Origin of the sequence: Nostoc sp. TCL26-01, from assembly GCF_013393945.1 — a bacterium.
Lineage (GTDB): Bacteria > Cyanobacteriota > Cyanobacteriia > Cyanobacteriales > Nostocaceae > Trichormus.
This window is the reverse complement of record NZ_CP040297.1, coordinates 2,752,586-2,779,025: the sequence shown is the minus strand read 5'-3', so window position 1 is coordinate 2,779,025 and position 26,440 is coordinate 2,752,586. Positions and strand designations below refer to the sequence as shown.

The following is a 26,440-nucleotide window of genomic DNA, read 5'->3' as shown; positions in this document are numbered from 1 at the left end:
TTGCCCCTACGGGTGTACATCTCTGGCACACCCTACCAAATCAGTTAACAGTTAACAGTTATCAGTTATCAGTTACCAGTTAAAACATTCACTGTTCACTGTTCACTGTTTACACCCCTACCAAATCAGTTAACAGTTAACAGTTATCAGTTACCAGTTAAAACATTCACTGTTCACTGTTCACTGTTTACACCCTTATACCCATTTTCTCTAAGGAGAGATATCCCATGAAGAAAACTCTATTCCTCAGTCCTCCTTCCTTTGATGGGTTTGATGGTGGTGCTGGTTCACGATACCAAGCTAAACGGGAAATTACATCTTTTTGGTATCCCACATGGCTAGCTCAACCTGCGGCACTTGTACCGGGTAGCAGGCTAGTAGATGCACCACCACATCATCAAACTGTGGAAGATGTATTGAAAATTGCCAAAGATTACGAACTGATTGTCATGCACACCAGTACCCCATCCTTGGCTAATGATGTGAAATGTGCAGAAGCCATCAAAGCGCAAAATCCAGACGCAGAGATTGGTTTTGTCGGCGCTCATGTGGCAGTTTTACCACAGGAGACACTACAAGATAACCCAGTCATTGATTTTGTCTGTCGCAACGAATTTGACTACACCTGTAAGGAACTAGCCGAGGGTAAACCTTGGGATGCAATCACAGGTCTGAGTTATCGTGACCAATACGGTAATATCAAACACAACGAAGAGCGTCCATTAATCCATGATTGGGATGCCATGCCCAGTGTTTTGCCAACCTATGCGCGTGACTTAGATATCACTAAATATTTTATCGGTTATCTCCAGCATCCCTACATCTCCTTTTATACCGGGCGTGGTTGTCCAGCAAAATGTACCTTCTGCCTGTGGCCACAGACTATCGGTGGACATCTGTATCGTCACAAAAGTCCAGCAGCAGTGGGACGAGAGATGGAGTCAGCCAAAGCCATCTTTGGTGACAAAGTGCGGGAGTATATGTTTGATGACGATACCTTTACGATTGATAAGCATCGAGCGATCGCCATCAGCGAACATATGAAACGCTTAAAACTCACCTGGAGTTGTAACGCTCGTGCCAACTTAGACTACGATACCTTAAAACAACTGCGCGATAATGGACTGAGGTTATTGCTGGTGGGTTTTGAATCTGGTAATCAAGATATTCTCAACCGGATTAAAAAAGGCATCAAGCTAGAAGTGGCACGGGAATTTATGAAAAACTGCCATAAGCTTGGTATCACGGTTCATGGAACTTTTATTATCGGTTTACCCATTGAAACCAAGGAAACAGTAGAAGAAACCATCCGCTTTGCCTGTGAACTCAATCCCCATACAATTCAAGTCTCCATTGCCGCACCTTACCCCGGTACAGAATTGTATGAACAAGCTAAAACTCATGGTTGGTTCAACGAACAAGCATTAGTGGCTAACTCTGGGATTCAAACCTCGACATTACAATATCCCACTCTTGCTAGTGCCGAAATTGAAGACGCAGTAGAGAGGATGTATCGTCAATTCTACTTCCGTCCCAAAGCCATCGTACCAATTGTGTGGGAAATGTTGAGCGATCGCCAAATGCTAGTCCGTCGTCTCAGAGAGGGTGCAGAATTTTTCTCCTACCTCAAAGAACGGCGTACACAAGCGGCTGCACACGCAGAATCGAATTAGGACGTAACCGTAAACGTGGTAGAGACGTAGCAATGCTACGTCTCTACAATAATTTTGGGTAAATCCCGACTCAAAACTCTTTCTCTTGATATGCAAGATAAACTGCTTCTAGAAGCACATCAGGGTTGATTGTTGGTGATAGTTCTTCTAGATGGAGAATTGCTTGTACCTGTTGGGCTAACTTGCGGGATAAGGCGACTCTGGCTTTATTGCCCATTTTGCTACGTCGTTGTAGATACTCTCGAATGACGGCAAAATCATCGGGTAACAAGATTGATAAATCAGCGATTTGTAACAAATCCTTATGGAAGGACTTGGCTTGTTCAGAGATTATCAAAGTTGCTGATGAGGTTGGTGCTTGGGCTTGGATGACAATTGTCCCTGCAACTAAGTCACCCAGGCGCTTTTCCCGACGACTAAACACAATCAAAAAAGCACCGAGAAATAAAAACTCATCGACAGGACGTAATAAAGCCCTGAGAGTCGCTTGCTGTAAGCCAATTGGCCGACCATCATCTCGGACTACACGAATTTTAGCCGAACGTTTACCGGGTGTTTGTCCTTGCCATAAAGCTTCAAAAAAGACAAAATAACCAGCGTAGATGACGAAGCTGACAATAAAAGCGATCGCTACTAACCAAATACCCGCTACTGAACCAAAAGTGTCTGCTGTCCAGTCTACCAACTGTGCTGAAATAAACGCCCACGCCAAAAAGAAGACAATCCAAGTCGTAGCTAAAATCACATAATCAATTATCAAAGCCCAGGCACGATTCCCAATCCCAGCCAGGGTAAATTCCAACTCTACACTTTCTGGCGTGTGATATTTAACACGGTTAAACAGGTGCATAACAATTCAAAATGCAAAATTCAAAATGAAGAAAACCGTAAAAACAGGCAGAAGTTAAGTAGCTTGCTTTCACAATCAATTACCCAATACCTAATACCCAATACCCATTAGTTATACTTCGCGATCGCGTAACTTCAAACCCAAGCCTTCGCGGCGACTCCGCAAGTCATAGTAAATTACAGCTTTAATTGTTTGCCAGAATGGTACAAGTACTGCACCACTGCTAAAACTGATCACCAAGACTAGGACTAAATAAAGTAGAAGATAGATAGAAGATCCATCTTGGATTAAGGGTAAGAAAACAAACTGCAAAACCCTAGTGAGAATCTGTACGACAATTTGAATTGGCAGTGTAATTAAAAAAGCCACAAAAGAAATTAACAATACTCGCCAGACATGGCCTTGTGTTAACTCCCAACTGCGCCCAATAGCCGTGGAAGCATCCATATTATCTTCTACAGCCAAGGGTAAATCCACTAAATAGAATCGTGTCACTAACCATAAAACACCCACAAACACCCCAATACCAATCACAAAAGCGACCAGAGCAAACAAAAGATAAATAGCCGGATTTCTCTGCTGACCACTCCCTCCCAGTAGCCCGGCAGATAAAATTCCCAGTAAGCTAAATACAATGACCACACCAATACCAATACCAATACCAACCAGGAACAATAACAGTATTGTCAACAAAAACTGCCATAAACGAGAGTTGACAAAACGCTGACCAGAGGGAATACTTTCAGGTTGATTGACCAGTTCACCAAAAGCCAGGCGAGAAATTAACGCTGTCAGAGCATAAAACTTAGCCCAGCCGTAAACTGGAATTAGTACCCAGAGATAAGCTTTCAACGCCAGTAAAAAATAGTCCTTCAGATGAGAACGATACAGCCTCAATCCTGCACTGACGACATTACCCACGCTCAGTGGTTGAATGGGATTAGGAGAACCAATATTTCCTGCCATGATATCAAAATTTCCTGGAAATTACGGGTATGGATTTGACGCTATCTTAAAGTACGTTAATTGCTAATATGCCCAAAATTTATGAATATTAAACGTTGGATTGCCCGGCGAGAGTCAAACTGGCAGCGTTTGGATGCGTTGTTGAGGCAATTAGAGTCCAAAGGACTCAAATCCCTCAAAGCACTGGAAATTAGAGAGTTAGCCAGCTTATATCGTTCCGTGGCCGCAGATTTGGCCCGCGCCCAAACCCAGCAAGTAGGTAACACTCTAGTACACAGTTTACAAACCTTAACAACTCGCGCTTATACCCAGATTTACCAAGGTTCCCGACGACAAGAATGGCAAGCCGTATCAGAATTTTACCTCTGGGGACTGCCAGCTGTAGTACGGCAGACATTTCCGTATATAGCCACTGCTACGGCGTTATTTTTACTGGGGGTAATAGTCGCTTGGTGGTATGCTTGGCAAGACCCGACATTTATGTCCCTCATCGTTCCACAACCCCTCATTTCTCAAGTGCGAGATGAGCATAAATTGTGGATGGGGTCAATAGTAGGGATTGAGCCTTTAGCATCTAGTGGGATTATGATTAATAATCTCAAGGTGTCTTTTGGTGCTGTGGCTGGTGGGATAACCGCCGGGGCATTTACAACTTATTTAATGGTATTTAATGGTTTACTGATTGGGGCGATTGGTACTTTAGTCGGACAGAACAATCTCGCATATCCATTTTGGGCATTTGTCTTTCCCCACGGCGCTTTAGAATTACCTGCTATTTTCTTTGCTGGTGGGGCTGGGTTTCTCATCGCCAGAGCGATTTTGTTTCCAGGCCGATATCGTCGTGGTGATGCCTTAAAATTATATGGTTCCCAAGCAGTACAGTTAGTATTTGGCATTGTTCCTATGTTAGTTATTGCTGGGATTATTGAGGGATTTTTCTCTCCCAATCCCAGCGTACCTGCACCATTTAAGTATTTGTTTGGTGTAGGATTGTTTATTGGTTTAGTCATGTATTTGAATCGGAAACGTTCATCACCCATGAAGTAGATTAATCATGTATTTTTGGGGAAAATTTTTCTGGTACGGTTATTGCGATCGCTTCTGACCATAAAACCGAACCTATTGGCATTTAATCTGATCTATTGTGTTAGTAAAGAGGCTAAAAATTAAGCTTTTAGACACTAGAATTCCAATAAATATCTCCTCCTTGATTGTCAGTCTAAAAGTTGAAACTTAAGCTGATGATGACCAAACATCGGATTTTAGAGGTGATAATATGGCACTTATTAGATGGGAACCATTTCGGGATATTGAACGCTTAGAACCATTCCGAGATATAGATACTTTACAACGGCAAATGAATCGTCTGTTTGATAGGTTAATGCCTACCAATGGCGGAGAAAAAGTTGGGTTTACATTTGTACCTGCTGCAGAAATCGAAGAAACTGATGATGCTATTCATCTGCAACTAGAAGTGCCTGGTTTAGAACCAAAAGATATCAATGTAGAAGCTACACCAGAATCAGTTTCTATTAGTGGTGAGCGTAAATCTGAAACCAAGACCGAAGAAAACGGTATCACCCGTTCTGAATTTAGGTACGGTAGATTCCAAAGAGTCATTCCCCTACCTTCTCTGGTAGAAAATGACAGAGTAGAGGCTGAATATAAAAATGGTATTCTCCGTCTAACTTTGCCAAAAGCAGAATCAGAAAGACATAAAGTGGTGAAAGTCAATATTGGTTAAAAGAAACAGTAGAGACGTTGCATTGCAACGTCTCTACCGCACCAGAATCCTCGACATATCGTTGATTTTTGTAATTCACATCAGACGTGAATTGGTATGAGGGGGGATAAATAGTTTTCTTACCTACTCATCACTTACTAGCAATTAAAGCTGCGTGTGCTTTTGGTAAATAATACTGTCCGTAGCGATCGCTAATTTGGACTTGGAAGCCAGCTTGACGGAGTTCTTCAGCAATGTCTGTGGCTTTGTATAGCTTCTGGTGATGTATTTCATCAGACCGCCTATAATGTTCTCCTATCTTGCGAAAGCTAGTAATGTAACGAGTTAAGATTCTCTGTTCTTGATCTTCTGTTTTTTCAACTAGTACTGTCCAATCGTCGGTTTGGGTAAAGTTTTTAGTGGTTCGGTTAACTTGTCCTGGTTCTGCAATATCGAAAATAAAGACACCTCCAGGAAGCAAGGCTGTATAAATGCGACAGAATAATTGGTAGAGTGTTTGCTGATTATTGTCTGGATCAAATAAATAATTCAAACATTCACTGACGCAGGTAACAGCATGACATGGGGGAATATCTATTTTGAAAAAAGATCCGACTTTAAATTCTACTTGTGGTAGTCGTCGGCGAGCGATCGCTATCATTGACTCAGAAATATCAATACCCATCGCCTGATAACCAGCTTTGACTAATTCCTGTGTTAATAATCCACTACCACAGCCTAAATCTACAACAAAACCTGTGGGTAGATTAATTTTTTGGAATATTCCTAAAATTGCTGGAGCTGACTTTACCGCATAGTCGGCAAAACCAACATCATGAATAAATGCTAGGTCTTCTTTGTACCAATTCATTTTACATTTGTTAATATTCTAGAGAGTAGGAAAGTACTAAAACTAACATAACAAAATATACATTTGGTGTATTGCAGCCTTCACGCTTGCAGAAAGAAAATTCTTGTAGAGACGTTGCAGTGCAACGTCTCTACTGCAACGTCTCGACAAGGATTTGAGGCAACGCAGAATTAATTTCTACCAGATGTCTAGTCAAAAAATATTTGTCTCAATAGCTAAAACAAGGTTGAGTGAGGATTTTGTTTAATTTTTGTATTGAACACGCCATAGATATAGAGGCAAATACTACCTAGATGTTGATAATAAAATATATGCTAAGAAGATAAGCAATTGATGCTGTCAGTTTTTCTCTGCCAAGTTGGCATTTAGTGTTTTGCACAAAATTGCTCACTTTGGAGAAAACAGATAACTAAACACACACTGATCGCCGATAGTTTGCTTGAATAGCTATATTGAGAGAATTGCCATTTCCTACTCTTGATTATGACAAGTAAGATAATTGATGTCAGAGAATATACTGTCAAAGCTCACAAAAGACTGATTCACACTCGCGTTTTTAACTTCGTTTGTAAGCAGTGCGATGAAGCTACCAAACGCGAAACTTTTGGGCCTCGTCCTCTATATTGCGAGAGATGTCGTCCACCACAAGCACCGAAAAAATCTCAGCAAACCAGCCGCAAAGCAAAACCTCGTCCAACAATCTATAAGAGTGACATCGATTTAGGGTGATTTAGAGCATGATCAATACTCAATCTCAATTAAAACCTCCACAAGACTTCTTCTCTCCACTGTTGGAATTACGAGATTACTATGCTCGTCTTGTAGAAGAGTACGAAAATTTATATACACAAGCGCGATCGCAATTGCATCATGTAGAAGCTTTATTATCTGGCTGGTCTTCTCATGCTGAAAACCAAGACCAAATATCTCTTGGGGAAATTACCCAACAACTATCTACAGCTTTACCAGAAGACTCTCATCTATCTTCAGTTAATGGTATTTCTGACTCTCAGATGAAGTTGGTAGCCTCTTCGATAGATAGCACTACAGTAGCAGATAACGACGAGTCTCTAGCAGTACGTTCGTCACTACCTCTGGACATATCTCCAGATACTATTCGGGGAACTGATATTCCTATGTTGCCTGAATACGAATCTCTAACCCGCATGGACGCAATCAAAAAGCTACTAGAAAAACATCTTGGTGCTGTATGTCATATAGATTTTATTGTGCGATCGCTTTATGGCGAGTTAGAATCATATGTTTTTAAAGTTGTTAAAGGTAGAGTACAGTCTTCTCTCACACAAGGTAAAGAACGGCAAGTCTGGTTTGGTATCCCTGACGAACCCGGTTGTTTCACTCTAGATTTAAGTTTAGTCACCTCTAACAAAACTCATACTTACGCTCAAAATGGCAAGAGTAAGAAGAAGAAACCTCAGATCATCCCGAATACGAAAATTGTCCCCATGCTAGAAGCTTTTCAAGGGCAATTTTTAATTGATGCACTCAGTTCTTTCTTCAAACAGCATCCAGGGAAAGTTTTTACTGTAGCTGAAGTCATCTTGGGACTTTATGGTGAACTAGACGCAGAGGAAACCAGAGAAGTTAAAAGCAAGGTACTCAATGAATTGTCACGCGGCTATCGGACAGGGAGATTTGCCAGAATCCCTGATAAAGTCGGCTTTTATACTTTGGATCTGAAGTTGGCAGGGAGTTCGAGGTGAGTAGGGAGTGCTGAGTGCTGAGTGAGGGAGTGAGGGAGTGAGGGAGTGATGAGTGCTGTTAGCGGTAGCGGGGCGTTTAGCCCGTGCTGAGTGAGAGAGTGAGGGAGTGAGAGAGTGAGGGAGTGAGGGAGTGCTGAGTGCTGAGTATAGAACTAATGACTAATGACTATTGACTAATGACCATTGACTATTGCCTATTGCCTATCAACTCCCCAATTAAGCGTGCGTTTAACTGCTTGATGCCAGGTAGTAAAATTAGCTATGGCGCGATCGCTGTCTGCGCTTGGCTCGAATAAGCGGTCAATTTGGCGTTGGTTTACCAGTGTGGCATAGCTATCCCACAATCCTATGGCTAAACCAGCGGCATAGGCTGCACCTTGGACGGTTGTGTCGCGCATGGTGGGACGTTCTACGGGAATTCCCAGTACGTCTGCTTGGAATTGCATGAGAAAATTGTTCTCACAAGCGCCGCCATCAACTATTAAACGCTGCATGGGACTGCTACAAGAAGCATTGATGGCTTGGACTACTTCTAACACTTGATAAGCGATGGCTTCGAGGACAGCGCGGACTAAATGCTGGGATTGCACTCCACCTGTGATGCCAAAAAAGGCTCCTCTGGCACTCATATCCCAGTAAGGCGCACCCAGTCCACTCAAGGCTGGAACAAAATAAACTCCGCCATTATCAGCAACTTGATTAGCTAGTGTCTCGGTTTCTGCCGCCGTTGTGATCAGCTTGAGGCGATCGCGCAACCATTGGATACAAGCCCCACTGGTAAACATACTGCCTTCTAGGGCATAACCTACATTTAAATCATTGCCAGATTTGGCTTGTGTCCAGGCTATTGTTGAGATGAGTTGGTTGGGCGATCGCACAATATCAGCGCCAGTATGAGCCACCAAAAAGCTACCAGTGCCGTAAGTACATTTCATTAAACCAGGGCGATCGCAGCCATGACCAAATAAAGCTGCTTGTTGATCACCTAAAATAGCTGTGATGGGGATAGCTGCGTTTAATATACTAGTATCAGTAACACCAAATTGTCCTAAACTGGGCTGAATTTGGGGGAGAATCTGAGCAGGAATTTGCAATAAATCAAGCAACATTTCATCCCACTGGCAGGTTTGGAGATTCATTAACATTGTGCGGCTAGCATTGCTGTGATCAGTGGCGTGGACTTTACCGCCTGTGAGATTCCACAATACCCAAGTATCAATTGTCCCAGCGAGGACATTGTTTAAGTCAAGGTCTGTGATATTATCTAACAACCATCTGAGTTTAGTAGCAGAGAAATAAGCATCGATGACTAAACCAGTGCGATCGTAAATCTCTTGAGCATAACCTTGCTCTTTTAATTCGTGGCACAGGGAAGCAGTACGGCGATCTTGCCAGACAATCGCATGATGTAAGGGTTTTCCCGTGGTTTTGTCCCACAGTAAGCAGGTTTCCCGTTGTACAGTCAGACCTATAGCGGCAATTTGTGATGGGGTAATTGGGGAATTAGCGATGACCTCCGGTCGGCTGGAAGCCATCGCATTTTTGATTACCCAGCCTGTATCCCGCCAGATTTCCTCCGCGTCATGTTCTAGCCATCCCGGTTGGGGATAATATTGCGTCAGTTCTTTATACGCCTGTCCGACAATCTTACCTGCGGTGTTGAAAATAAAAGCGCGATTCCCCGTTGTCCCTAAATCCAACGCTAAGATGTACTCTGATGATGTACTGCTCAATATTTGCATAACCCCTGATCACTATTACAACTGTAATTCGGATAGTTACACAATTTTGGTTGATGAATTACGAATTACCATAACTCTTGACATATTGACCATTGACTATGGACTATTGACCACCCTCATTTATGGTTTATTGGTTGAATGTGTAAGTCCTAAATTTTAAGTCCCTAATTTTTTTCTATGCTTTGAGCTAGAGCTTTCTGAGCAATTTTGGTGACATATACCGTGACACCTACAGTGGCAATTAAACCTAATATCTGCATGATTAATTGCCACATTTGAGTTTCGGCTGTAACTGGCTGATGATTTGAGTTAATCATTGCCAAATCTGTGGCTAGAGAACCAATATAAACATACATCACCGTACCAGGAATAATGCCCAGTGAACCTAGTGTATAGTCTTTGAGGGATATCTGCGTGACTCCAAAAGCATAGTTTAATAAGTTGAAGGGAAACAGAGGAGAAAGTCTAGTTAACAGGACGATTTTCCAACCTTCTCTAGCTACTGCTTGATCTATGGTTTGGAATTTGGGATATTTTTCTATCTGTTGAGACACCCAATCTCTTGATAAGTAGCGTCCAATTAAGAAAGCCAAGATAGCACCAACAGTTGCGGCAAATAACACATAAATTGAACCCCAAAATACGCCAAATAGACAACCACCTTTCAAGGTTAAGAGAGAACCGGGGATAAATAGTAAGGTGGCTAGGTTGTAAATTATGATGTAGGCAATAGGGCCGAAAATCCCCAGACTTTGTACCCAAAGGACTAATGTTTGTAAAATTGCCGAAAAATTGAATTGTTTGGCAATAACTACGAGTATGGCGATAAGGAAACTGCAAAACAGTAATTTTAGTTTGCCATTGAATTTGGGCTGATGCTTGGGAATCATTGCTTTTCTACTCCCTACTCCCTCAAGTACAATATGACAAATACATGAGCATTAGTTTAAAATCCCCAAAATTTTCCCTGACGATACCAAGTGCGGATTTGTTCTGGTGCAATACCCAATAGATAAGCAATAATCACAATCTGATTGATCAATGTAGTTTTGATAACTCCCTTTTGCATCCATCTGCGGGCTGAGGTGATAACTGATGCTGATATAATCGCAATTTTACCAATATGTTTTAACCGTATTATGAGTTCAAAGTCTTCCATGATAGGTATTTCAGGAAAATAGCCGATTTGTATAAAAAATTCTTTAGTAATAAAAATTGCTTGATCACCATAGGGCATTTGGAGAAAATGCGATCGCCATTTCACCCCCAACTCCACCAGTCGCAACGGTAAACCCGACCCATCGATCCGCAAGGTAAACGCACCAGCCACAACTCCAGGCTGTTGTAGTACTGAGCGAATCATCTCATCAAAGCCAACAGGTAAACGGGTATCAGCATGGAGGAATAACAGAATATTACCATTAGCAATCGCTGCACCCGCATTCATTTGTAAAGCCCGACTAGGAGATGATGAGATGACTTTCACACCAAAAGACTCAGCTAACGCCACGGTATCATCTTGAGAGCCACCATCTACAACAATTATTTCTATATTTGTCCTCGGTTGAATGTTGGTAATAACTTGTTTAATATTTCCTGCTTCGTTCAGAGTCGGAATGATGATGGAAATTGTAGCCATATTGAGATTCTGACTCATGATTTGCAACTAGTTGAATCTTTCAACATAGTATCAAACAGCAACACCTATTAAGATACGATTAATTACACAGATTTTTTGCTATTAGCTATTTAACCTATAATTTATTTAGAAGTTGATGTCATACTCAAGATGATTTCCTATGACAGCTATCACCGTCAACTTAAACTCTCTGATTCAGCTAACTGACAACGAATTTTATCACCTGTGTCGAGAAAATCCTGATATTAAATTTGAAAGAAATGCAGACGGAAAACTATTGATTATGCCACCCACAGGCGGAGAAACTGGAAAGCGGAATTTTGAAACGGCTGTTGAGTTGGGAATTTGGAATCGTCAAAGGAAGTTAGGTGTATGCTTTGATTCTTCAACTTGCTTTAAACTTCCCAATGGGGCAAATCGTTCTCCTGATGTTGCTTGGATTAAAAAAGCTCGATGGGATGCACTCACACCGGAAGAACAAGCAAAATTTCCCCCCATCGCCCCAGATTTTGTTTTAGAGTTGATGTCACCTAGCGATAGCTTGTCAGAAATGCAAATAAAAATGCAGGAGTATCTAGATAATCAAGTTAAATTGGGTTGGTTAATTAATCCGCAAATGCGTCAGGTAGAAATCTATCGTCTTGGTAAACCAGTAGAGATATTAACATCTCCCCAAGAGTTATCAGGTGAGAACGTTTTACCTGGATTTATTTTAAATTTACAATTAATTTGGGGATAAACGAGACTAACCTATTTAACCTATAATTTATTTAGAAGTTGATGTCGTACTCAAGATGATTTCCTATGACAGCTATCACCGTCAACTTAAACTCTCTGATTCAGCTAACTGACAACGAATTTTATCACCTGTGTCGAGAAAATCCTGATATCAAATTTGAAAGAACCGCAGACGGAAAACTATTGATTATGCCACCCACAGGCGGAGAAACTGGAAAGCGGAATATTGAAATTGCCGCAGATTTTGTGATTTGGAATCGCCAAATTAAGTTAGGTGTATGCTTTGACTCTTCAACTTGCTTTAAACTTCCCAATGGGGCAAATCGTTCTCCTGATGTTGCTTGGATTAAAAAAGCTCGATGGGATGCACTCACACCGGAAGAACAAGCAAAATTTCCCCCCATCGCCCCAGATTTTGTTTTAGAGTTGATGTCACCTAGCGATAGCTTGTCAGAAATGCAAATAAAAATGCAGGAGTATCTAGATAATCAAGTTAAATTGGGTTGGTTAATTAATCCACAAATGCGTCAGGTAGAAATCTATCGTCTTGGTAAACCAGTAGAGATATTAACATCTCCTCAAGAGTTATCAGGTGAGAACGTTTTACCTGGATTTATTTTAAATTTACAACTAATTTGGGGATAATAAATATCTATTGATTGCGAATTGTCTGCTCAAATTCTGCAACAGCATCGTATTGATCAGGCATAGCAATATAGCGCAATAACAAAGTAGGATCTAAATCTGGAAAAAACCCACTTCTACTAACTTCTGTATACTCACCATTCTCACCAAAGCGAAATATTTTGATTTGATTAGATTTCCAAAACCAAATTTCCGGTATTCTTTGAGGTTTAAACAATTCTTTCCTGTCAATAGTGCCACTAGTAACAATGACTTCAATCACAATATCAGGAACTTCTTTTTCTATGCCAATGCTGTAAGATTCATCTGGCGTGCCAGAAGCATATCCTGGTTCTTCAAGGGTGTAACCACCACGAGCGTAGAATCGAATACCCAACACTCTCATATAAGCTTCTAGCAGCAAGCCAAAAGTACTTTTCACTCCCTCATGTTTCTCGCCAATGGGGGACATTATTTCTAAAACTCCTGACAAATAAGATAATCTCACATTATGGTTGTCCACCAGATAAGCTTCAATTCCTTTGAACTGTTCCCAAGAAACATCTTTGAGAGTGACTAGTTTTTCTTCTGTGGACTGGCTTACAAGTGGAGTATTCATAACAACACTGCCTTATAGCGTTTCTTGCTTGAGTGAGGTACATTTAGTTGAATTTTCTATCAACCCTAATTGACGTTTTGCTAACTTGCTTATTTTGTGATATGCCATTAATTAGGATTACACATTATAGATAAGTATGTTTCAGTGTAACACACCCTTATTCATTGTGCTTCTGGCATCATTACACGCCGAATAATTGCATCTCCAAGTTGTTGCTTATTCTTAATACATAAAGCTGTCTTTTCTTTAGCTGCATGATAATTAGTATTCATCTGATTTAAAAAATCTCTCACAGGAACTTCATTGGATATATCTATAATTAATTGATTCAGTCCGGCATCTGAATATAAGCCAGTGATTTTATCGTGTTTAATTCCATCTACTACAGCGATGGGGAGAGAGTTACAAACCATAGAAAACATGAGTACGTGTAAGCGATTGCTAAAAACCATGTGAGCGCGAGAATATAACTCATAGATATTATGGCTATTAATGCTTTGTTCAATAAAGGTTACATTATAATTGTCTTTATATCTATGACTAATTTCTTGACAAAATTCATAATCTGTTTCAACCTGATAGGAAATGACCAATCTTTTCTGCCAATTTACACATACTGTGTTGACTATTTCATCTAAAACAGGAAATAATTTGGTTTTGTATGTATTTGGGTCATCATGAGGATTAGTAGCTTTTCTAAAACTAAAGATTACATAATCATCCTCAGATTCTAAGATTTTTTGCTCTAGCTTTGGTGTTTTCATTAACCAAGCCATATCAGGGAAAATTTCTACTTTATTTATCCCTAGTTGTTTGGCATATTTTTCTGATTTTGTATCTCTAACTGAATAACAATACATAATTTTAGATAGCCAAACTTCTACTATTTGGTCTATTTTTGAGAATGGGCCGATAGACACCCCTAGTCTACAGATACGAACGCCTAAAATCTTCAAAATAGTTAAAAATACTACTGTTTTAATTGTAGTAATTAAATGTTTGATATATTGTTGATTTCTAAGAACTCTACTTAAGTAATGCCCTGGATTAAGAAAATAGTATATTTGAGTATGAGGATTGAAAAGAGATTTAATAGCAAAAGATAATACCAAAATCAGAAATTTACTATTGTATTCGCTAGCTTTTTCTGCATTTTTAATCTCTAGTTCCTGATTCAACCAAGCGGGAATGTATCGTTCATCGATAATCAAATTCCCGTAATTTCTTAATTTCTCTAGTAAAGTTTTGAGAATGATCACATCTCCCAGGTTTTCATACTGAGTTTGGGCATTGACAAAAATGATGTTCTTTATTTGATGATTTTCCATCTGAATTACCGTATTTAAGTAAGGAGATAAGGGAATAAATTAAGGCAAATAGCAATAGCGTCTTTAAAAGAGAAGCTAAAGCCAAAAATAGCAGCAGGAGACGAGGAGAAAATAGAATTTAGCACTCACGACTCTTTATTTAACTGGTGCTTGAGTTGCTTAAATACTTGGTACATATCTGGGAAACGGCTATACATAGCAGCAATTTTGAGATATATCTTGTGGGGAATAGCTGGAGTGCCAGAGACGGTTTCTCCGGGTGCAACATCGTGTAAAATGCCGGTTTGGGCGGAAGCGATCGCACCATCACCCATTTTGGCTTGATTAGCAATTCCCACTTGTCCTGCCAAGATCACGCGATTACCTAAGGTGACACCACCAGCCATCCCGGCTTGTCCAGCGATCGCACAACCAAAACCAATTTTACAGCCGTGGGCGATTTGGACTAAGTTATCGATTTTAGTTTGATGACCGATGCGAGTTTCTCCGACAGATGGGCGATCAACAGCACTGTTGCAGCCGATTTCTACCCCATCTTCTAAAATCACATAACCAGATTGTTCCATTTTGAACCAACCTGTACGGATGGGGACAAAACCAAAACCTTCTGCACCGATGACAGCACCACTGTGGATAACGCAATCTGCACCGATTTGACTGCGTTCTTGGATGGTACAGTTGGCGTGTAGAGTAGTGCGATCGCCTATTTTCACATCGGGGTAAATGACAACGTTGGGATGAATAATTGCCTCATCACCAATTTCGACCCCTGGCTGAATCACCACATAAGCACCAATGTATACATCTTTGCCGATTTTGGTGCTGGGATGAATCACCGCCGTGGGATGAATTTCTGGGGTGGGGCGATAGGGTTGGTAAAATATGGCGATCGCTTTAGCAAAAAACAGTCGGGGTTCTGATGTGGCTACCCAGGCGATACCACGTTCTTCAGCTTGGGCTTGTATGGTTGGATCGGCTGGCAAAATCAAGGCACTAGCATGAGTTTTAGCCACAAAAGAGGCAAATTTGCCACCTTCTATGTAACTAAGTTGATTAGTTGTTGCTTCATCGACAGCAGCCAAGCCAATAATTTCTGGGTCGTTATTTGGGTTGGTAGTTAGGCTATGGTGGCTAGCCTCTAGTTTTGATACGACTTCGCTAAATTTCATTGGTAGTTAATTACTAATAAGTTACCTCACATCTTGCACATAGCCCTAGTGATTAGAAATTGCATACAAGCGAGCCTGCGCGGACTAACTTAAAATCAAGCTTTTAACCCGCGTAGGCGGGTTTTGTCTGTATAGCCGCGACTTCTAGTCGCCTGGTGCAAGATATGAGTTACCGTCATTGTGGTCGATAACTTGTTAGTGTATCAGCTTCATTGTTGCTTTGTTGAATATTTTTTCCCTGCTTGATGCCTCTGATGAACTGTAATAGACGACTCATAAGTTTTGGCGAAATTACTATCACTAGGAAAATTTTCAGCAGCAACTTATATGTGTATATTTGTTTTAAATTTTCTGGTTTTAGTCGGATATAGTTCCATAGGTTGCCCAGCACGTATTTAATATCGACTGTAGAGTTATTCTCAATGCTATCTAGATATAGCTCTACGTTATAGCGATATATATTAGATAAGCTATAATTTTTTAGGTATTGTCTTTCTAAGGGAACTACCTGCATAGCTTTATCTAAAATCCTCAGACTCGCTTCTCTAATCACTTGCAATTTGAAAGACTTGGAGGTAACAGAACGGCGGTAAAGGATTTGATGTTTAGGGACGACAACAAATTGCCATTGATGTGCTAACCGCAACCAATAATCCCAGTCTTCCCCTGATCTGAGGCTGATATCAAAATAGCCGACAGAGGTAACAGCAGCTCTACGAATGAGAGGATTAGAACCATTAGTTAAAAAATTTGCCATCAACAAATCATAATACACATTGCCTTGATAAACAGGCTCAAAAGGTTTTAATAATTCGCCTTTTTCATCAATTGTATAAGTCCAACTGTAAGCAACTCCCGCTTCTGGATGGGCTTGCAATGCAGCAAGTTGTAGTTCTAGTTTATCTGGTGTCCACAAGTCATCAGCATCAAGAAAGCTAATATATTCGCCAGTGGCATGAGTAATTCCATGATTACGAGCGCCAGAAGCTCTACTATTTTCATAAGAAAAAACTTTTAGGCGATCGTCTGTAATACTTTGCAGAACTTCTAGTGTTTTGTCAGTTGAGCCATCATTAATGACAATGATTTCCCAATCAGAAAATGTTTGTTGCTGCACTGAAGTGATAGTTTCTAAAATTGTGCGTTCAGCGTTGTATGCAGGAATGATGACAGATATGGTAGGCATAGTTTTAGTACAGATATACAAAAGAAAATTTTGCTGTTTAATTAACTTTGCTTAAAGCATTGATACGATTATGGAAAACATATCTATAAGTCCAGATGGCTGAAACAGGGATAAATAAAGCATGAGATACCACAACGCCAACAGCTACCCAAAATATTCCCCATTTGACTGTAAACAGTATTGTTGCTGCAAAGAACATGGTGAACAAAAAATTAATGCGTAAGTTGATATGGGTTTTATCTACAGCATTTAGTAGCAGTGCATTTGCCCAGCCGAAAGCTCTGGGTATCACCGATAAACAAATTAACATTAATATGGGTACAGCTACTTTCCATCTCTGACCAAACACAGCCGGGACATATATAGGGGCGAGAATTGATTGTGCCATGATAATCAGTAGCACAATAGACATAACCTTTTTTAGGCTACTTAAATATCTGGCTTTGAATTCTGCCAAATTTTCTCTCACGGCACAGATATGGGGGAATAAAGCAGACATAAAAGTATTAATCACATTCATGCTGATACCAGAACCGGCATTGAAAGCGAAAAAGTAAATTCCTAGCTGTTCTGTACCGAGGAATTTACCCACTAATAAATAATCTAAATTGTTTCTAATTCTATTTAAAAATTCAACGGCAAGGATATTTTTACCAAAATTCATTACTTCCCGCCATTTATCTAGGGAAAATGATTTAGGAGGTCGCCAAGAGCTATTTTTCCAAGTAATAATTACCCACACCGGAGTTGATAAAACCATTGACAAAACTATAGCCCAAACCCCCAGCCCCATCACAGCTAGAATCACTGTCACAGCATTACCAACAAATGCTTGAGTTGCGTTACATATTGCTGTAACTTTCAGATTATTATTGCGCTCAATTATGGCAGCATTCACCATATACATGGGGTATATGAGATAGACAACAGATAAAGCACAAATGGGTAAAATTAACTGTTGGTTATTATAAAATTGGGCGATGGGAAAAGCTACTGCACACTGAAAACAGAATACAGAACCACAGAGAATTAGGTTTAACCAGAAGGATGTATTACATATAGTTTTGATATCCTGTTCATCAGCTTGAATAATCTTCGCACCAATTCCACCCCGCAAAGTGAAAACATTTGCGAATTCAAATATAGTGTAAATTATCGCCATTGCTCCATAATCTTGGGAGCTAAACATTCGAGATAAAGTGATAGTTGTGCCTAAGCGAAAAATCCGATTGATTAATTCTGCTGTGCCTAGCCAACTAACGTTACGAATAAATTGACCAGATAATAATGGTTTTAGCTTGTTGATGAGCATTATGATGAGGCTGATATTGCTAGGTGACAGAAATAATCAGATTTTTTGTGTTGCTAGAGGAATTAGGAAGCAGCAACACCCAAAACTAAGCGGCGGAGATGGCGAGTGAGCGATCGCAAGTTATCATAACCTTGAGTACCTAACAATTGCATAATCAATACGGCTAGGCTCAAACGTAGGCAGTATGATGTAAAAAAGATTTGTGGGTAATGTAAAATTGCTTGTTGACGAAATTTGATTGCTTCTTGGTAATTCTTTTCGTCCATACAAGTCCACGCTGTATAAAGAAAGATCCAAGCGTAGCTACGGTTTCTTAAGTATAGTAATTCCGTTGGTACAGATTCAAAGGTTTTTTCAAACACTCGCCGGATATTTTTCAACATCTTGGGACGATTTTTACTCATACTTTGTGAGTGGCGGCGATAGAGTGTTAATGGTTCTTTGACTACGGCAAAGTGATAATGTGCTGCTAATCTAATCCACATATCACGGTCTTCAGAACTAGTTAATTCTCTATCAAATAGTCCTACTTTGTCAAAGCAAACACGGCGTACCATTGCTGAACTACCGTTAGATATTTTGTCATTGACAACCATCTGTTCCCAAACATCACCTTCTACATGGGAAGCGACTACTACACCTGTGGGTTTACCTGTTTCATCAGTCCAAGCTGTCCATGTATAAGCTAGCCCAGCTTGGGGTGAATTATCTAAGCATTGTACTTGTTTTTCTAACTTAGTCGGTAGCCACAAATCATCAGCATCAATGAAGGCGATATATTCTCCTGCTGCGTTAATAATGCCAGTATTTCGCGCTCCTGATAAGCCTTGATTTTCTTGAGAAATTAGTCTAACTCGTGGGTCTGTAATTTGTGTAGCCCATTCAATGATATTGTCGGTACTACCATCATTAATAATTAAGATTTCGATATCTCTAAAGGTTTGTTGTAAGACACTCTCCACCGTGGCGGGGAGATATTTCATTCCATTATAGGAAGGGATGACAACAGTTACTTTCGGCATAGAACACACTTATTTATTTACACTGGAATGGGGAAGAAGGAAGTAGAGAGGCAATAGGCAATAGGCAATAGGGAAGAAGGAAGTAGAGAGAGAGTAGAAATGTATTGAGTTGTTAAAAATCAAATATGAGTCCTATATTTTTAAGATTAAGGCATTAAAGCTAGGAGAGTGCGGCGTAAATTTCGGCTGATGTTGCGGACTCCATCTAATCCCGAATTACCAAAGAAACGGGTGACGACAATGGCAAATTTTTGCGCTATTCCAGAACGAGAGTAAATCACTTTTGGATCACAGGTATGAGCTTGTTGACGATAATAAATGGCTTGTTCGTAATTTCTGTTATCTAAAGCTCTCCATGCTAAATATAAATAAACTAGAGCATAGGTATGTTGCTTTAAGTATTGCAATTCTGCTGGTACAGATTTAAATGTTTTTTCGATGACGGCTTGGTTTTCTCTAAACACTCTTTCGCAGTTTTTTGACATACTACTACGATGTTGGCGATAGAGAGTTAATGGTTCTTTGACTAAGGCAAAAGCATAACGAGCAGCAATGCGAATCCACATATCCCAGTCTGATGAACCACCCATTGCAGGATCAAATAATCCCACTTGTTGAAAACAAACACTGCGAACTAAAGGAGAACTACCACAAACAACTGTAGTACATTGGATAATCTGTTTCCAGATATTGCCTTCACCATTAGTTTTTAAAACAGTACCGGTTGATGTGCCATTTTCATCTATTAACATCACCCAGGTATCTACTAGTCCCACTTCGGGATTTTTATCTAAACAAGCGACTTGTTTTTCCAGTTTAGTTGGTTCCCACAAATCATCAGCATCTAAGAAGGCGATATACTCCCCTTGAGCATGAATCACACCAGTATTATGTGCGCCTGTTAAACCTTGATTTTCTTGTGTAATTAACCGGATGCGTAAGTCTGCCAATTGAGAAATCCACTCGATGATATTGTCTGTACTACCATCATTAATTATCAGGACTTCAAAATCAGTGAAGGTTTGTTGAAACAGCGTATCTAGCGTTGTTGGCAGATAAGCCATCGCATTATAAGCGGGAATCACTACAGAAACTTTGGGCATAATTTTTGGCTCCTCAATTTAATAAGTTAGTTAAAGTAAATCAACGCTGTTTTTCAATAGTTGCTAAAATTAAATCACGATATTTTAGGGCGATCGCTTCCCAACTAAACCGTAAAGCATTTTGCCGCGATCGCATTTTTAAATCTTGGTTAAGAACCTGCTCTAGGGCTTGAGCATAAATCTCCAAATTCGTTACATCACATACCATACCAGCATCAGCGACAATCTCTCGCCGCATTTCATCATCGGTGGCAACTACTGGTAAACCACTAGCCATTGCTTCGACATAAGCAAGTCCAAATGGCTCGTCAATCGAAGGTAGGGTAAATACATCCGCACTGCGGTAAACTTCTGGCATTCGTTCATAGGGGAAGCTTTGAATTTGAAAACGCTGCTTTCCTAGTAACTCATCACCTTTAGCTTGGAAATAATCACGGTCAATACCATCACCACATAATAGTAAACTGGCGTGGGGTAATTTGGCGATCGCCTGCATAGCTAATTCGATGCGCTTGTGGCTATTGCGCTTCAGGGAGGCGACACAGAGAACCACAGGTTTTGGTAAACCAAAATCGATCTGGTTGCCTATTGGAGTAAACTTGTCTACATCTACACCGTTGGGAATGATAACAATATTCTGTTGCGGGGCTAAATTACGGGCAAATGCGGCTATTTTTTCTGAGAAAACTACTAATTGATTAGGATGAAAGCGCAAATTCCGGGATAATGATTTGCCACCCCCCATCAAACCCACGTGTTCGGTAAATAGTATTGGTGTACCTTTAAAAAATCTGACCACAGCGCCTACTGCCATCCCGCCATAATCATTGCAAGGAAATATCAAATCAACAGGCTTAGTTAATAGGCGAATAGTACAAGGTAAAAAATTACTGACGTGTTCTATAACTATTTCTGGATGACTCATAAACTTATGCACAAATCCAGAAATTAACGGATTTCGCACAAATTCAAAAGCATGAGTCCGAGGGATACCCCCAGATGGCTGGGAAAAATCACCACAAGGCGCACCACTCAAAAGTTCTACATCAAAATATCCACTCAAGCGCCGTGCTAATTCTATAGCAAAAATCTCCGAACCACCACTCCAATTCACACCTGCACTAGGATGCAGCAACACCACTCGGTAACGTTTTTGCTTTGGTGCTGTTAAATGGTTGTTGTTAGTAGAGTCAATTACTTGCTGTGCCATTTTTATCTGTTGTTATCAAAAGCATTCATTGACTAATTAAGCATTGGCAGATTTCGGTTTAAAGCTAAACATCAACTGCTTCTCAATCAGGGAATGAACTAAACAGCCAAATATAATTGATAGCACTGCAATCAAGATTCCCACAGAATTTAAAATCAGAATGTTCTGCGTCACATCTGGATAAATCTTCTCTACAACTTTACTGATGTTGTTGATAGCAAATCCATGTGCCAGATAAATCGAATAGGAAGCATCACCTAGATATGAAAGTACCCCAGGAACATTAATATTCCTCGCTCTTTCTAAGGATGCAAAACCCAGCACCAACAACATGGAAGGAATACCAAATTTGATTACTGGTGATATAGGCAATATTTGGTAATAGTAATTGACTGCCGCAAATGCGTATAAAAATAATCCCACCAAAATTAAAGGCATTGCCCATTTAATTTTGTGCTGCATAAATAAATAAGCAGCCAAACAACCAAGCGCAAATTCTAAATTATACTCACTGAAAACAAAATTGAGGATGATGTTGCCTCTTGGTAGATCAATGATGCCGACAAAATTACCAAACACACCTAATAGCCAAACAGCAATAATTGGGTAAGCGATTTTGCTAGAAACACCAATCAGTAAAGCAAAAATTATGTAAAACATAATTTCAAAGCTTAATGTCCAACTCACCCCCAAGAAACTAGTAGATAAAATACTTCTGTTTTGAGGAAAGAGAGTGATGGCTTTGATGATTTCTAGAAAACTGCGCTCGGTTGTCTCTGGATTGTAAGCAAATACAAAAGAAGCTAGCATTTTTAAACCGAGAAATACCCAGTATATAGGATATATTCTCAAAAATCTCTTGATTAAGAAGGTGTTGACTTTCGCGGGATTACCAATCTCACGCTGATGAATATATAAGATAATAAATCCACTTAAAACGAAGAAAAAGTCTACACCAGAGCCACCAAAGTTGAAAATTTTAAACCAAAAATCTTTACCATAATTTTGGTTAAATATGAGATCACAATGAGCTAATACTACTAAGACTGCTGCCAAACCCCGTAATGCTTGGAGGCTATAAAGCTTTTGTCTAGATTGAGAACTTTGATTCATAGATTTTTCCTGATTTGATCAATACTAGGGAGATGGGAAGGACTGAATTTTACTTAGCTGCTCCTATGGAAAATAGGAATGGTTTACTTCTACTTTTCAAAATCTCATACATTAATAACGGGCCTGTGATTCCCATGAAAGAAACAACAACAAAGTACAAACTTGGATGCGGTAATCCTAGGAATTTTAATAAGATAGCTTTGGAGAAGCCTGTAAAGTAGCCATGAAATAGGTAGATGGCTATACTTACTGCACCCAAATATTGACAGCATTGAATAAATTTATGTAAGAGGTTGTTATTCGCTTGCTTTTCGACGCGGTTAATTAACTGCATAGAGATAAAATACAGCAATATAAAACCAACTATGCCGTTAATCATTCGCAGATAGTCAATTCTGGCATCCTTGGGAAGAAAATATTCACAAATCACCATCATCGCTAGGCATAAACCAGGAATAACTATATTTGTGAATACATGACCATTCTTAGCCATGAATGTTTCTAGTTTAGGTAGATAACCCGTAATCAAAACACCAAATATGTAGAAAAGATTCCAGAAAAAGTATTTTTGAATCTCTGGATTATTGAGCAATGTACTAGCGATAAATAAACCGACTGATAATAATGAATAGCCTATGATTGATTTAAAGTTTTTAAAATAGAGAAAAGCAAATAGAGTTGTGAAAATCAGCACGTGTAAAAACCAAAATATCTCATAGGGAAAGATGACTGCGGTAATTACATCAGTCACAGAGAAAGGTTTTGCTTTAGATAAAGACTGGAGAATGAAATAAGGTGGACACCAGACAATCAAGGGTATGAGTAACTTTTGAAATTTAGAGGTAAAAAACTTTTTGTAACTTATATTTTTATTGCTAAAAGCAGTAAAGGCAATCCCAGATGCTATAAAGAAGGTAGGCATATGAAACGTATTAATTAAATCACATATCCAGCCTAAAAAAGAGAGATCAGAATTATATATTTGCCGCATTCCATAGGCGATGTTGTAACCAATGACGTGGCCAATAACGACAAAAGCTATAGCAACACCGCGAATAAAATATAAATATTGGGATAATTGAGTTTTGAAAACAGTACTTTGATGGGAAAGAGTGCTATGACTCATGCTAAAAACCTCCTCTACCAAAAAGCCGAATCAACATCATCTTGAGTTTAGGCACTAAATAACGTTTTAGAAATTGTTTTGTATTTCATCAAATTAGACACTATTATCCAGCTAGTAAAAAATCCCACTGTAGTTATTAGTAGTATGGTAATCATCGGTGTTATGACCATGAATTTGGGTGCTAATTTAGTGATTACGGTTATATATATTGTCAATACTAAATAATGGATCAGATATATACCGAAAGAAGATATGCCCAAGTTTGCAATATAAGATGATTGCGAAACTTTATTGGATAAAGCTAAACCACACAGCAATAAAGAAAAAGCCGTACCTATTTCGTATATGGATTGAGGAAAATAAAATATTTTAAATAAATTCATTAACCATAAAGTCGAAATCAGTATTGCAGATATTAAGCAATATAGGGCTTGTTTTTGATGAAAGTTGGTGATTCTCTTTTTGATAGCTGGGTGATTCATAATCATCGCCAGTAAAACATAAGGTAAACATTTAATTAACCAGGCGATCGCCACTAACACTAACCTCAATATTTGGTTATCGTTGTTATCAGGAAATAAGGCTTTCTCAACACTTTGCCAGGCAACTGAACAAGCATTAAGTTCTGCTAAACAATCAGCGCCAAATTTAGCAAAGAATTGGAAATCATTACCTGATATTATTTGTAACTCATAGATGACAATACTCATGACAGACAAAGCTATTAGTGTGATCAACCTAATCCGGTGACGAACTAAAAATTCAGCAACAATGATTAAAAAACTACCTGTAAATAGCAGAGGTAAAAAGTAAAGATGAATGGAAGCACCACCGAGGAAAATTAGTAAAGCTGGATCTTGAAATAAGTTACTAATATTTCCCGACTCACTGACAGTTTTCAAAACCCGCAAAGATAAATAAATCAGACTCCAGAGAAAATAAGGAACTAGTAATCTCTCTGAACGAGATTTAAAGATAGAAGTAACAGAAGATTGGTGTTCATTGACATATAGCTTTTTAGTCATCAAATAAAACGATGAGGCGAGGAAAAAAGGCACAGCAAATCGGCTCATTTCCATTAAGACTGCTGTCCAGCCATCAGAAGGAAAGCCAGAGTAAAGCATTAAAGTTCCAGCATGAATCAAGACGACAGCATAGGCTGCTATGCCTCTAAATAAGTCAATCCCTACTAGTCTTTGCTGATTTTTTGGCTGAGTTAACCCACGATTCATTGCTATTTTCATCCTCATCGCTGCACTAAGCAGATTGTGTTAATCGATGTGTTTGCCAATACTCGTTTCCCCAACCAGCGATCGCCACCAAAGTCCACCAATATAAAAAGAACGTGGTAGCATCAACAATATTGCTACTCAGCATACTGGCGAGATTAGCCACAAATAATGCCAACAACAGAAGACATAAATTCCGGCGATCGCTTTTTGGTGGTGAACTTCTCAAGAGATTGACAAGATGTACACCTTGAACAGTTAAAAAAAGCACAAACCCCAGCAAACCAACAATTCCCTGCTCTACCAGAAATCTCAGGTAATCGTTATGGGGTGCAAAACCACTACCCGTCCGAAAATCTTTAATACCCAACACTGGACTAGAATCTAAACCGTAGCCCAGTATGGGAAACTGCTTCCAAGCTTCAATCAGATAATTCCAATGCGCCAACCGCCAGTTAAAGCTATTGCCATCTCCATAGGACAAGATAATTGCCCGTGATATGTCAATATTGGGATTGAGTAGGGGAGTTTGATAAATTTCTGTCAGTCGTTGTTGTCCAAATTCTGTACTGCCAAACATATAGACAAAAGCAGAACAAAACAGCACTACACCGATAACTCTAATTGGGGTGATTTTCGTAGAGTTGATAAATAGTATCAGTAAGAACACTGCGCCGATACCCGTGAAATATCCCGTTCTCACAAATACAAAGGACACCAAACCGAGTAAAATCATCCAAGGTAAACGCTTTTGCGAGGTGCTTAACTTCCACCAAATCAAAGCAATAAACATTGTCAAAAAAATGCCCAAGCCATTGGGAAAACCCAAAGTTCCCGATACATTGCTCCCGGCCTTAGCTTGAGCTGTTAATAAAGATGGCAATATCGATGCTGGTAAAAATATCTGCATCAATGCCACACTAATGGGCGCTACCAAAGACAGCAGCAACAAAGAAACCAATTTTTCTGGTGGGACACGGTCTTTTAACTGCATCACCAACAGATAGATCATCAACCAAGAAAAATAACGCATCCATACCTTAATGGCACTGGGTAAGAAGGCTGCTCCCATGCCCAAGCCGCCCAAAGGTAGAAGAATTACCCACAGGCTTTGCATCATTACCCAGCCCACGAAAAACCACCAAAACTTATCTGTATGCACCGCTTTACCTGTCAGCAGTGCCACCACTACGTATAGTATTGTCAGCGCGTTGATGCCGATGGCAAAGGCCGATGGTAGTTGTAATCCAGAAAAAAGATCGAGAGAACTACGCAGGATCAGCAACCCAATCACGGCTTGCTCAAAACTAGTAAAAAACCACAGTAAAGCCGCACCGACAATCAGCGCCAAACACAGTAATAGCGGACTAGCACCAGCCAAAAACCCTGCGACTATGCCGATAGGCAAACCAACCAATCCCAACCAGAAAGTTAGACGAGCGGAACTGCTAGAGCTTTTGTTTGTTAACATTT

At 39.7% G+C, this 26,440-nt stretch carries 25 protein-coding genes; 7 read left to right on the top strand and 18 right to left on the bottom strand.

What is annotated here, in order from left to right; translation table 11 throughout:
• The first annotated feature begins 227 nt into the window (after positions 1 to 227).
• Complete coding sequence (gene hpnJ / locus FD725_RS11880; RefSeq protein WP_179048340.1) at positions 228 to 1,673, top strand: hopanoid biosynthesis associated radical SAM protein HpnJ; 1,446 nt, start codon at positions 228 to 230, stop codon at positions 1,671 to 1,673.
• A gap of 70 nt (positions 1,674 to 1,743) precedes the next feature.
• Here hpnJ and FD725_RS11875 read toward each other — a convergent pair whose 3' ends face one another.
• Positions 1,744 to 2,523, bottom strand: coding sequence for an RDD family protein (locus FD725_RS11875; RefSeq protein WP_179048339.1), 780 nt, complete (start codon positions 2,521 to 2,523; stop codon positions 1,744 to 1,746).
• A gap of 111 nt (positions 2,524 to 2,634) precedes the next feature.
• On the bottom strand, positions 2,635 to 3,489 hold the full coding sequence (locus FD725_RS11870) for a DUF975 domain-containing protein (RefSeq protein ID WP_179048338.1): 855 nt from the start codon (positions 3,487 to 3,489) through the stop codon (positions 2,635 to 2,637).
• Between the two features lie 81 nt (positions 3,490 to 3,570).
• Between FD725_RS11870 and FD725_RS11865 the strand changes: the two genes are divergently transcribed.
• Positions 3,571 to 4,536: a stage II sporulation protein M gene (locus tag FD725_RS11865; RefSeq protein WP_179048337.1), complete on the top strand. Its 966-nt coding sequence runs from the start codon at positions 3,571 to 3,573 to the stop codon at positions 4,534 to 4,536.
• Between the two features lie 229 nt (positions 4,537 to 4,765).
• Entirely contained in the window at positions 4,766 to 5,233 is a 468-nt protein-coding gene (locus tag FD725_RS11860) for an Hsp20/alpha crystallin family protein (RefSeq protein ID WP_179048336.1), read from the top strand.
• A 130-nt stretch (positions 5,234 to 5,363) separates the two neighbouring features.
• Here the strand turns inward: FD725_RS11860 and FD725_RS11855 are convergent, their stop codons facing one another.
• Complete coding sequence (locus FD725_RS11855; RefSeq protein ID WP_179048335.1) at positions 5,364 to 6,083, bottom strand: trans-aconitate 2-methyltransferase; 720 nt, start codon at positions 6,081 to 6,083, stop codon at positions 5,364 to 5,366.
• A 483-nt stretch (positions 6,084 to 6,566) separates the two neighbouring features.
• Between FD725_RS11855 and FD725_RS11850 the strand changes: the two genes are divergently transcribed.
• Both FD725_RS11850 and FD725_RS11845 read left to right on the top strand, forming a co-directional pair.
• Positions 6,567 to 6,812, top strand: a complete 246-nt coding sequence (locus FD725_RS11850) for a hypothetical protein (RefSeq protein ID WP_179048334.1) — start codon at positions 6,567 to 6,569, stop codon at positions 6,810 to 6,812.
• A gap of 8 nt (positions 6,813 to 6,820) precedes the next feature.
• Positions 6,821 to 7,807 (top strand): hypothetical protein, encoded by a 987-nt coding sequence (locus tag FD725_RS11845; RefSeq protein ID WP_179048333.1) that lies wholly within the window; start codon positions 6,821 to 6,823, stop codon positions 7,805 to 7,807.
• Between the two features lie 194 nt (positions 7,808 to 8,001).
• Here FD725_RS11845 and glpK read toward each other — a convergent pair whose 3' ends face one another.
• From glpK to FD725_RS11830, 3 genes are all read right to left on the bottom strand, one after another.
• Positions 8,002 to 9,549 carry a glycerol kinase GlpK gene (gene glpK, locus FD725_RS11840; protein WP_179048332.1) on the bottom strand — a complete coding sequence of 516 codons (1,548 nt, stop codon included), beginning with the start codon at positions 9,547 to 9,549 and terminating at the stop codon, positions 8,002 to 8,004.
• A gap of 164 nt (positions 9,550 to 9,713) precedes the next feature.
• Positions 9,714 to 10,439 (bottom strand): TVP38/TMEM64 family protein, encoded by a 726-nt coding sequence (locus FD725_RS11835; protein ID WP_179048331.1) that lies wholly within the window; start codon positions 10,437 to 10,439, stop codon positions 9,714 to 9,716.
• A gap of 56 nt (positions 10,440 to 10,495) precedes the next feature.
• A complete protein-coding gene (locus tag FD725_RS11830) occupies positions 10,496 to 11,206 on the bottom strand; it encodes a TIGR04283 family arsenosugar biosynthesis glycosyltransferase (protein ID WP_179048330.1) in 711 nt (236 codons plus the stop codon).
• A gap of 142 nt (positions 11,207 to 11,348) precedes the next feature.
• Between FD725_RS11830 and FD725_RS11825 the strand changes: the two genes are divergently transcribed.
• Together FD725_RS11825 and FD725_RS11820 are read left to right on the top strand one after the other, a co-directional pair.
• Positions 11,349 to 11,927 carry a Uma2 family endonuclease gene (locus tag FD725_RS11825; RefSeq protein ID WP_179048329.1) on the top strand — a complete coding sequence of 193 codons (579 nt, stop codon included), beginning with the start codon at positions 11,349 to 11,351 and terminating at the stop codon, positions 11,925 to 11,927.
• A gap of 65 nt (positions 11,928 to 11,992) precedes the next feature.
• Positions 11,993 to 12,571, top strand: coding sequence for a Uma2 family endonuclease (locus tag FD725_RS11820; RefSeq protein ID WP_179048328.1), 579 nt, complete (start codon positions 11,993 to 11,995; stop codon positions 12,569 to 12,571).
• Between the two features lie 7 nt (positions 12,572 to 12,578).
• Here FD725_RS11820 and FD725_RS11815 read toward each other — a convergent pair whose 3' ends face one another.
• The 12 genes from FD725_RS11815 to FD725_RS11760 all read right to left on the bottom strand — a co-directional run bounded on the left by FD725_RS11815 (position 12,579) and on the right by FD725_RS11760 (position 26,438).
• Entirely contained in the window at positions 12,579 to 13,169 is a 591-nt protein-coding gene (locus tag FD725_RS11815) for a Uma2 family endonuclease (protein ID WP_179048327.1), read from the bottom strand.
• A gap of 161 nt (positions 13,170 to 13,330) precedes the next feature.
• Positions 13,331 to 14,497, bottom strand: coding sequence for a polysaccharide pyruvyl transferase family protein (locus FD725_RS11810; protein WP_179048326.1), 1,167 nt, complete (start codon positions 14,495 to 14,497; stop codon positions 13,331 to 13,333).
• A 125-nt stretch (positions 14,498 to 14,622) separates the two neighbouring features.
• Complete coding sequence (gene lpxD, locus FD725_RS11805) at positions 14,623 to 15,666, bottom strand: UDP-3-O-(3-hydroxymyristoyl)glucosamine N-acyltransferase (protein WP_179048325.1); 1,044 nt, start codon at positions 15,664 to 15,666, stop codon at positions 14,623 to 14,625.
• 175 nt (positions 15,667 to 15,841) lie between these two features.
• The gene (locus FD725_RS11800) at positions 15,842 to 16,852 is read right to left on the bottom strand and encodes a glycosyltransferase (protein WP_179048324.1); all 1,011 of its coding nucleotides are present in this window, start codon (positions 16,850 to 16,852) and stop codon (positions 15,842 to 15,844) included.
• A gap of 37 nt (positions 16,853 to 16,889) precedes the next feature.
• Positions 16,890 to 18,164 (bottom strand): lipopolysaccharide biosynthesis protein, encoded by a 1,275-nt coding sequence (locus FD725_RS11795; protein WP_179048323.1) that lies wholly within the window; start codon positions 18,162 to 18,164, stop codon positions 16,890 to 16,892.
• Positions 18,165 to 18,226: 62 nt separating this feature from the next.
• Entirely contained in the window at positions 18,227 to 19,186 is a 960-nt protein-coding gene (locus tag FD725_RS11790) for a glycosyltransferase family A protein (protein WP_179048322.1), read from the bottom strand.
• Positions 19,187 to 19,332: 146 nt separating this feature from the next.
• A complete protein-coding gene (locus FD725_RS11785; RefSeq protein WP_179048321.1) occupies positions 19,333 to 20,289 on the bottom strand; it encodes a glycosyltransferase family 2 protein in 957 nt (318 codons plus the stop codon).
• A gap of 40 nt (positions 20,290 to 20,329) precedes the next feature.
• Complete coding sequence (locus FD725_RS11780) at positions 20,330 to 21,499, bottom strand: glycosyltransferase (protein ID WP_179048320.1); 1,170 nt, start codon at positions 21,497 to 21,499, stop codon at positions 20,330 to 20,332.
• Between the two features lie 36 nt (positions 21,500 to 21,535).
• A complete protein-coding gene (locus FD725_RS11775) occupies positions 21,536 to 22,612 on the bottom strand; it encodes an acyltransferase (RefSeq protein ID WP_179048319.1) in 1,077 nt (358 codons plus the stop codon).
• Positions 22,613 to 22,661: 49 nt separating this feature from the next.
• Positions 22,662 to 23,738: an acyltransferase gene (locus tag FD725_RS11770; protein ID WP_179048318.1), complete on the bottom strand. Its 1,077-nt coding sequence runs from the start codon at positions 23,736 to 23,738 to the stop codon at positions 22,662 to 22,664.
• Positions 23,739 to 23,785: 47 nt separating this feature from the next.
• Positions 23,786 to 24,970 carry an acyltransferase gene (locus tag FD725_RS11765; protein ID WP_179048317.1) on the bottom strand — a complete coding sequence of 395 codons (1,185 nt, stop codon included), beginning with the start codon at positions 24,968 to 24,970 and terminating at the stop codon, positions 23,786 to 23,788.
• A gap of 25 nt (positions 24,971 to 24,995) precedes the next feature.
• The gene (locus FD725_RS11760) at positions 24,996 to 26,438 is read right to left on the bottom strand and encodes an O-antigen ligase (RefSeq protein WP_179048316.1); all 1,443 of its coding nucleotides are present in this window, start codon (positions 26,436 to 26,438) and stop codon (positions 24,996 to 24,998) included.
• Positions 26,439 to 26,440 lie beyond the last annotated feature (2 nt).

What these genes read in the sequence shown, in the direction of transcription:
- lpxD (WP_179048325.1), bottom strand. Translation starts at nt 15,666, where the DNA reads ATGAAATTTAGCGAAGTCGTATCAAAACTAGAGGCTAGCCACCATAGC.
- FD725_RS11845 (WP_179048333.1), top strand. Translation starts at nt 6,821, where the DNA reads ATGATCAATACTCAATCTCAATTAAAACCTCCACAAGACTTCTTCTCT.
- FD725_RS11760 (WP_179048316.1), bottom strand. Translation starts at nt 26,438, where the DNA reads ATGTTAACAAACAAAAGCTCTAGCAGTTCCGCTCGTCTAACTTTCTGG.
- glpK (WP_179048332.1), bottom strand. Translation starts at nt 9,549, where the DNA reads ATGCAAATATTGAGCAGTACATCATCAGAGTACATCTTAGCGTTGGAT.
- FD725_RS11810 (WP_179048326.1), bottom strand. Translation starts at nt 14,497, where the DNA reads ATGGAAAATCATCAAATAAAGAACATCATTTTTGTCAATGCCCAAACT.
- FD725_RS11865 (WP_179048337.1), top strand. Translation starts at nt 3,571, where the DNA reads ATGAATATTAAACGTTGGATTGCCCGGCGAGAGTCAAACTGGCAGCGT.
- FD725_RS11790 (WP_179048322.1), bottom strand. Translation starts at nt 19,186, where the DNA reads ATGCCGAAAGTAACTGTTGTCATCCCTTCCTATAATGGAATGAAATAT.
- FD725_RS11780 (WP_179048320.1), bottom strand. Translation starts at nt 21,499, where the DNA reads ATGGCACAGCAAGTAATTGACTCTACTAACAACAACCATTTAACAGCA.
- FD725_RS11795 (WP_179048323.1), bottom strand. Translation starts at nt 18,164, where the DNA reads ATGCTCATCAACAAGCTAAAACCATTATTATCTGGTCAATTTATTCGT.
- FD725_RS11830 (WP_179048330.1), bottom strand. Translation starts at nt 11,206, where the DNA reads ATGAGTCAGAATCTCAATATGGCTACAATTTCCATCATCATTCCGACT.
- FD725_RS11825 (WP_179048329.1), top strand. Translation starts at nt 11,349, where the DNA reads ATGACAGCTATCACCGTCAACTTAAACTCTCTGATTCAGCTAACTGAC.
- FD725_RS11860 (WP_179048336.1), top strand. Translation starts at nt 4,766, where the DNA reads ATGGCACTTATTAGATGGGAACCATTTCGGGATATTGAACGCTTAGAA.
- FD725_RS11765 (WP_179048317.1), bottom strand. Translation starts at nt 24,970, where the DNA reads ATGAATCGTGGGTTAACTCAGCCAAAAAATCAGCAAAGACTAGTAGGG.
- FD725_RS11815 (WP_179048327.1), bottom strand. Translation starts at nt 13,169, where the DNA reads ATGAATACTCCACTTGTAAGCCAGTCCACAGAAGAAAAACTAGTCACT.
- FD725_RS11770 (WP_179048318.1), bottom strand. Translation starts at nt 23,738, where the DNA reads ATGAGTCATAGCACTCTTTCCCATCAAAGTACTGTTTTCAAAACTCAA.
- FD725_RS11870 (WP_179048338.1), bottom strand. Translation starts at nt 3,489, where the DNA reads ATGGCAGGAAATATTGGTTCTCCTAATCCCATTCAACCACTGAGCGTG.
- FD725_RS11800 (WP_179048324.1), bottom strand. Translation starts at nt 16,852, where the DNA reads ATGCCTACCATATCTGTCATCATTCCTGCATACAACGCTGAACGCACA.
- FD725_RS11875 (WP_179048339.1), bottom strand. Translation starts at nt 2,523, where the DNA reads ATGCACCTGTTTAACCGTGTTAAATATCACACGCCAGAAAGTGTAGAG.
- FD725_RS11820 (WP_179048328.1), top strand. Translation starts at nt 11,993, where the DNA reads ATGACAGCTATCACCGTCAACTTAAACTCTCTGATTCAGCTAACTGAC.
- FD725_RS11775 (WP_179048319.1), bottom strand. Translation starts at nt 22,612, where the DNA reads ATGAATCAAAGTTCTCAATCTAGACAAAAGCTTTATAGCCTCCAAGCA.
- hpnJ (WP_179048340.1), top strand. Translation starts at nt 228, where the DNA reads ATGAAGAAAACTCTATTCCTCAGTCCTCCTTCCTTTGATGGGTTTGAT.
- FD725_RS11855 (WP_179048335.1), bottom strand. Translation starts at nt 6,083, where the DNA reads ATGAATTGGTACAAAGAAGACCTAGCATTTATTCATGATGTTGGTTTT.
- FD725_RS11850 (WP_179048334.1), top strand. Translation starts at nt 6,567, where the DNA reads ATGACAAGTAAGATAATTGATGTCAGAGAATATACTGTCAAAGCTCAC.
- FD725_RS11785 (WP_179048321.1), bottom strand. Translation starts at nt 20,289, where the DNA reads ATGCCCAAAGTTTCTGTAGTGATTCCCGCTTATAATGCGATGGCTTAT.
- FD725_RS11835 (WP_179048331.1), bottom strand. Translation starts at nt 10,439, where the DNA reads ATGATTCCCAAGCATCAGCCCAAATTCAATGGCAAACTAAAATTACTG.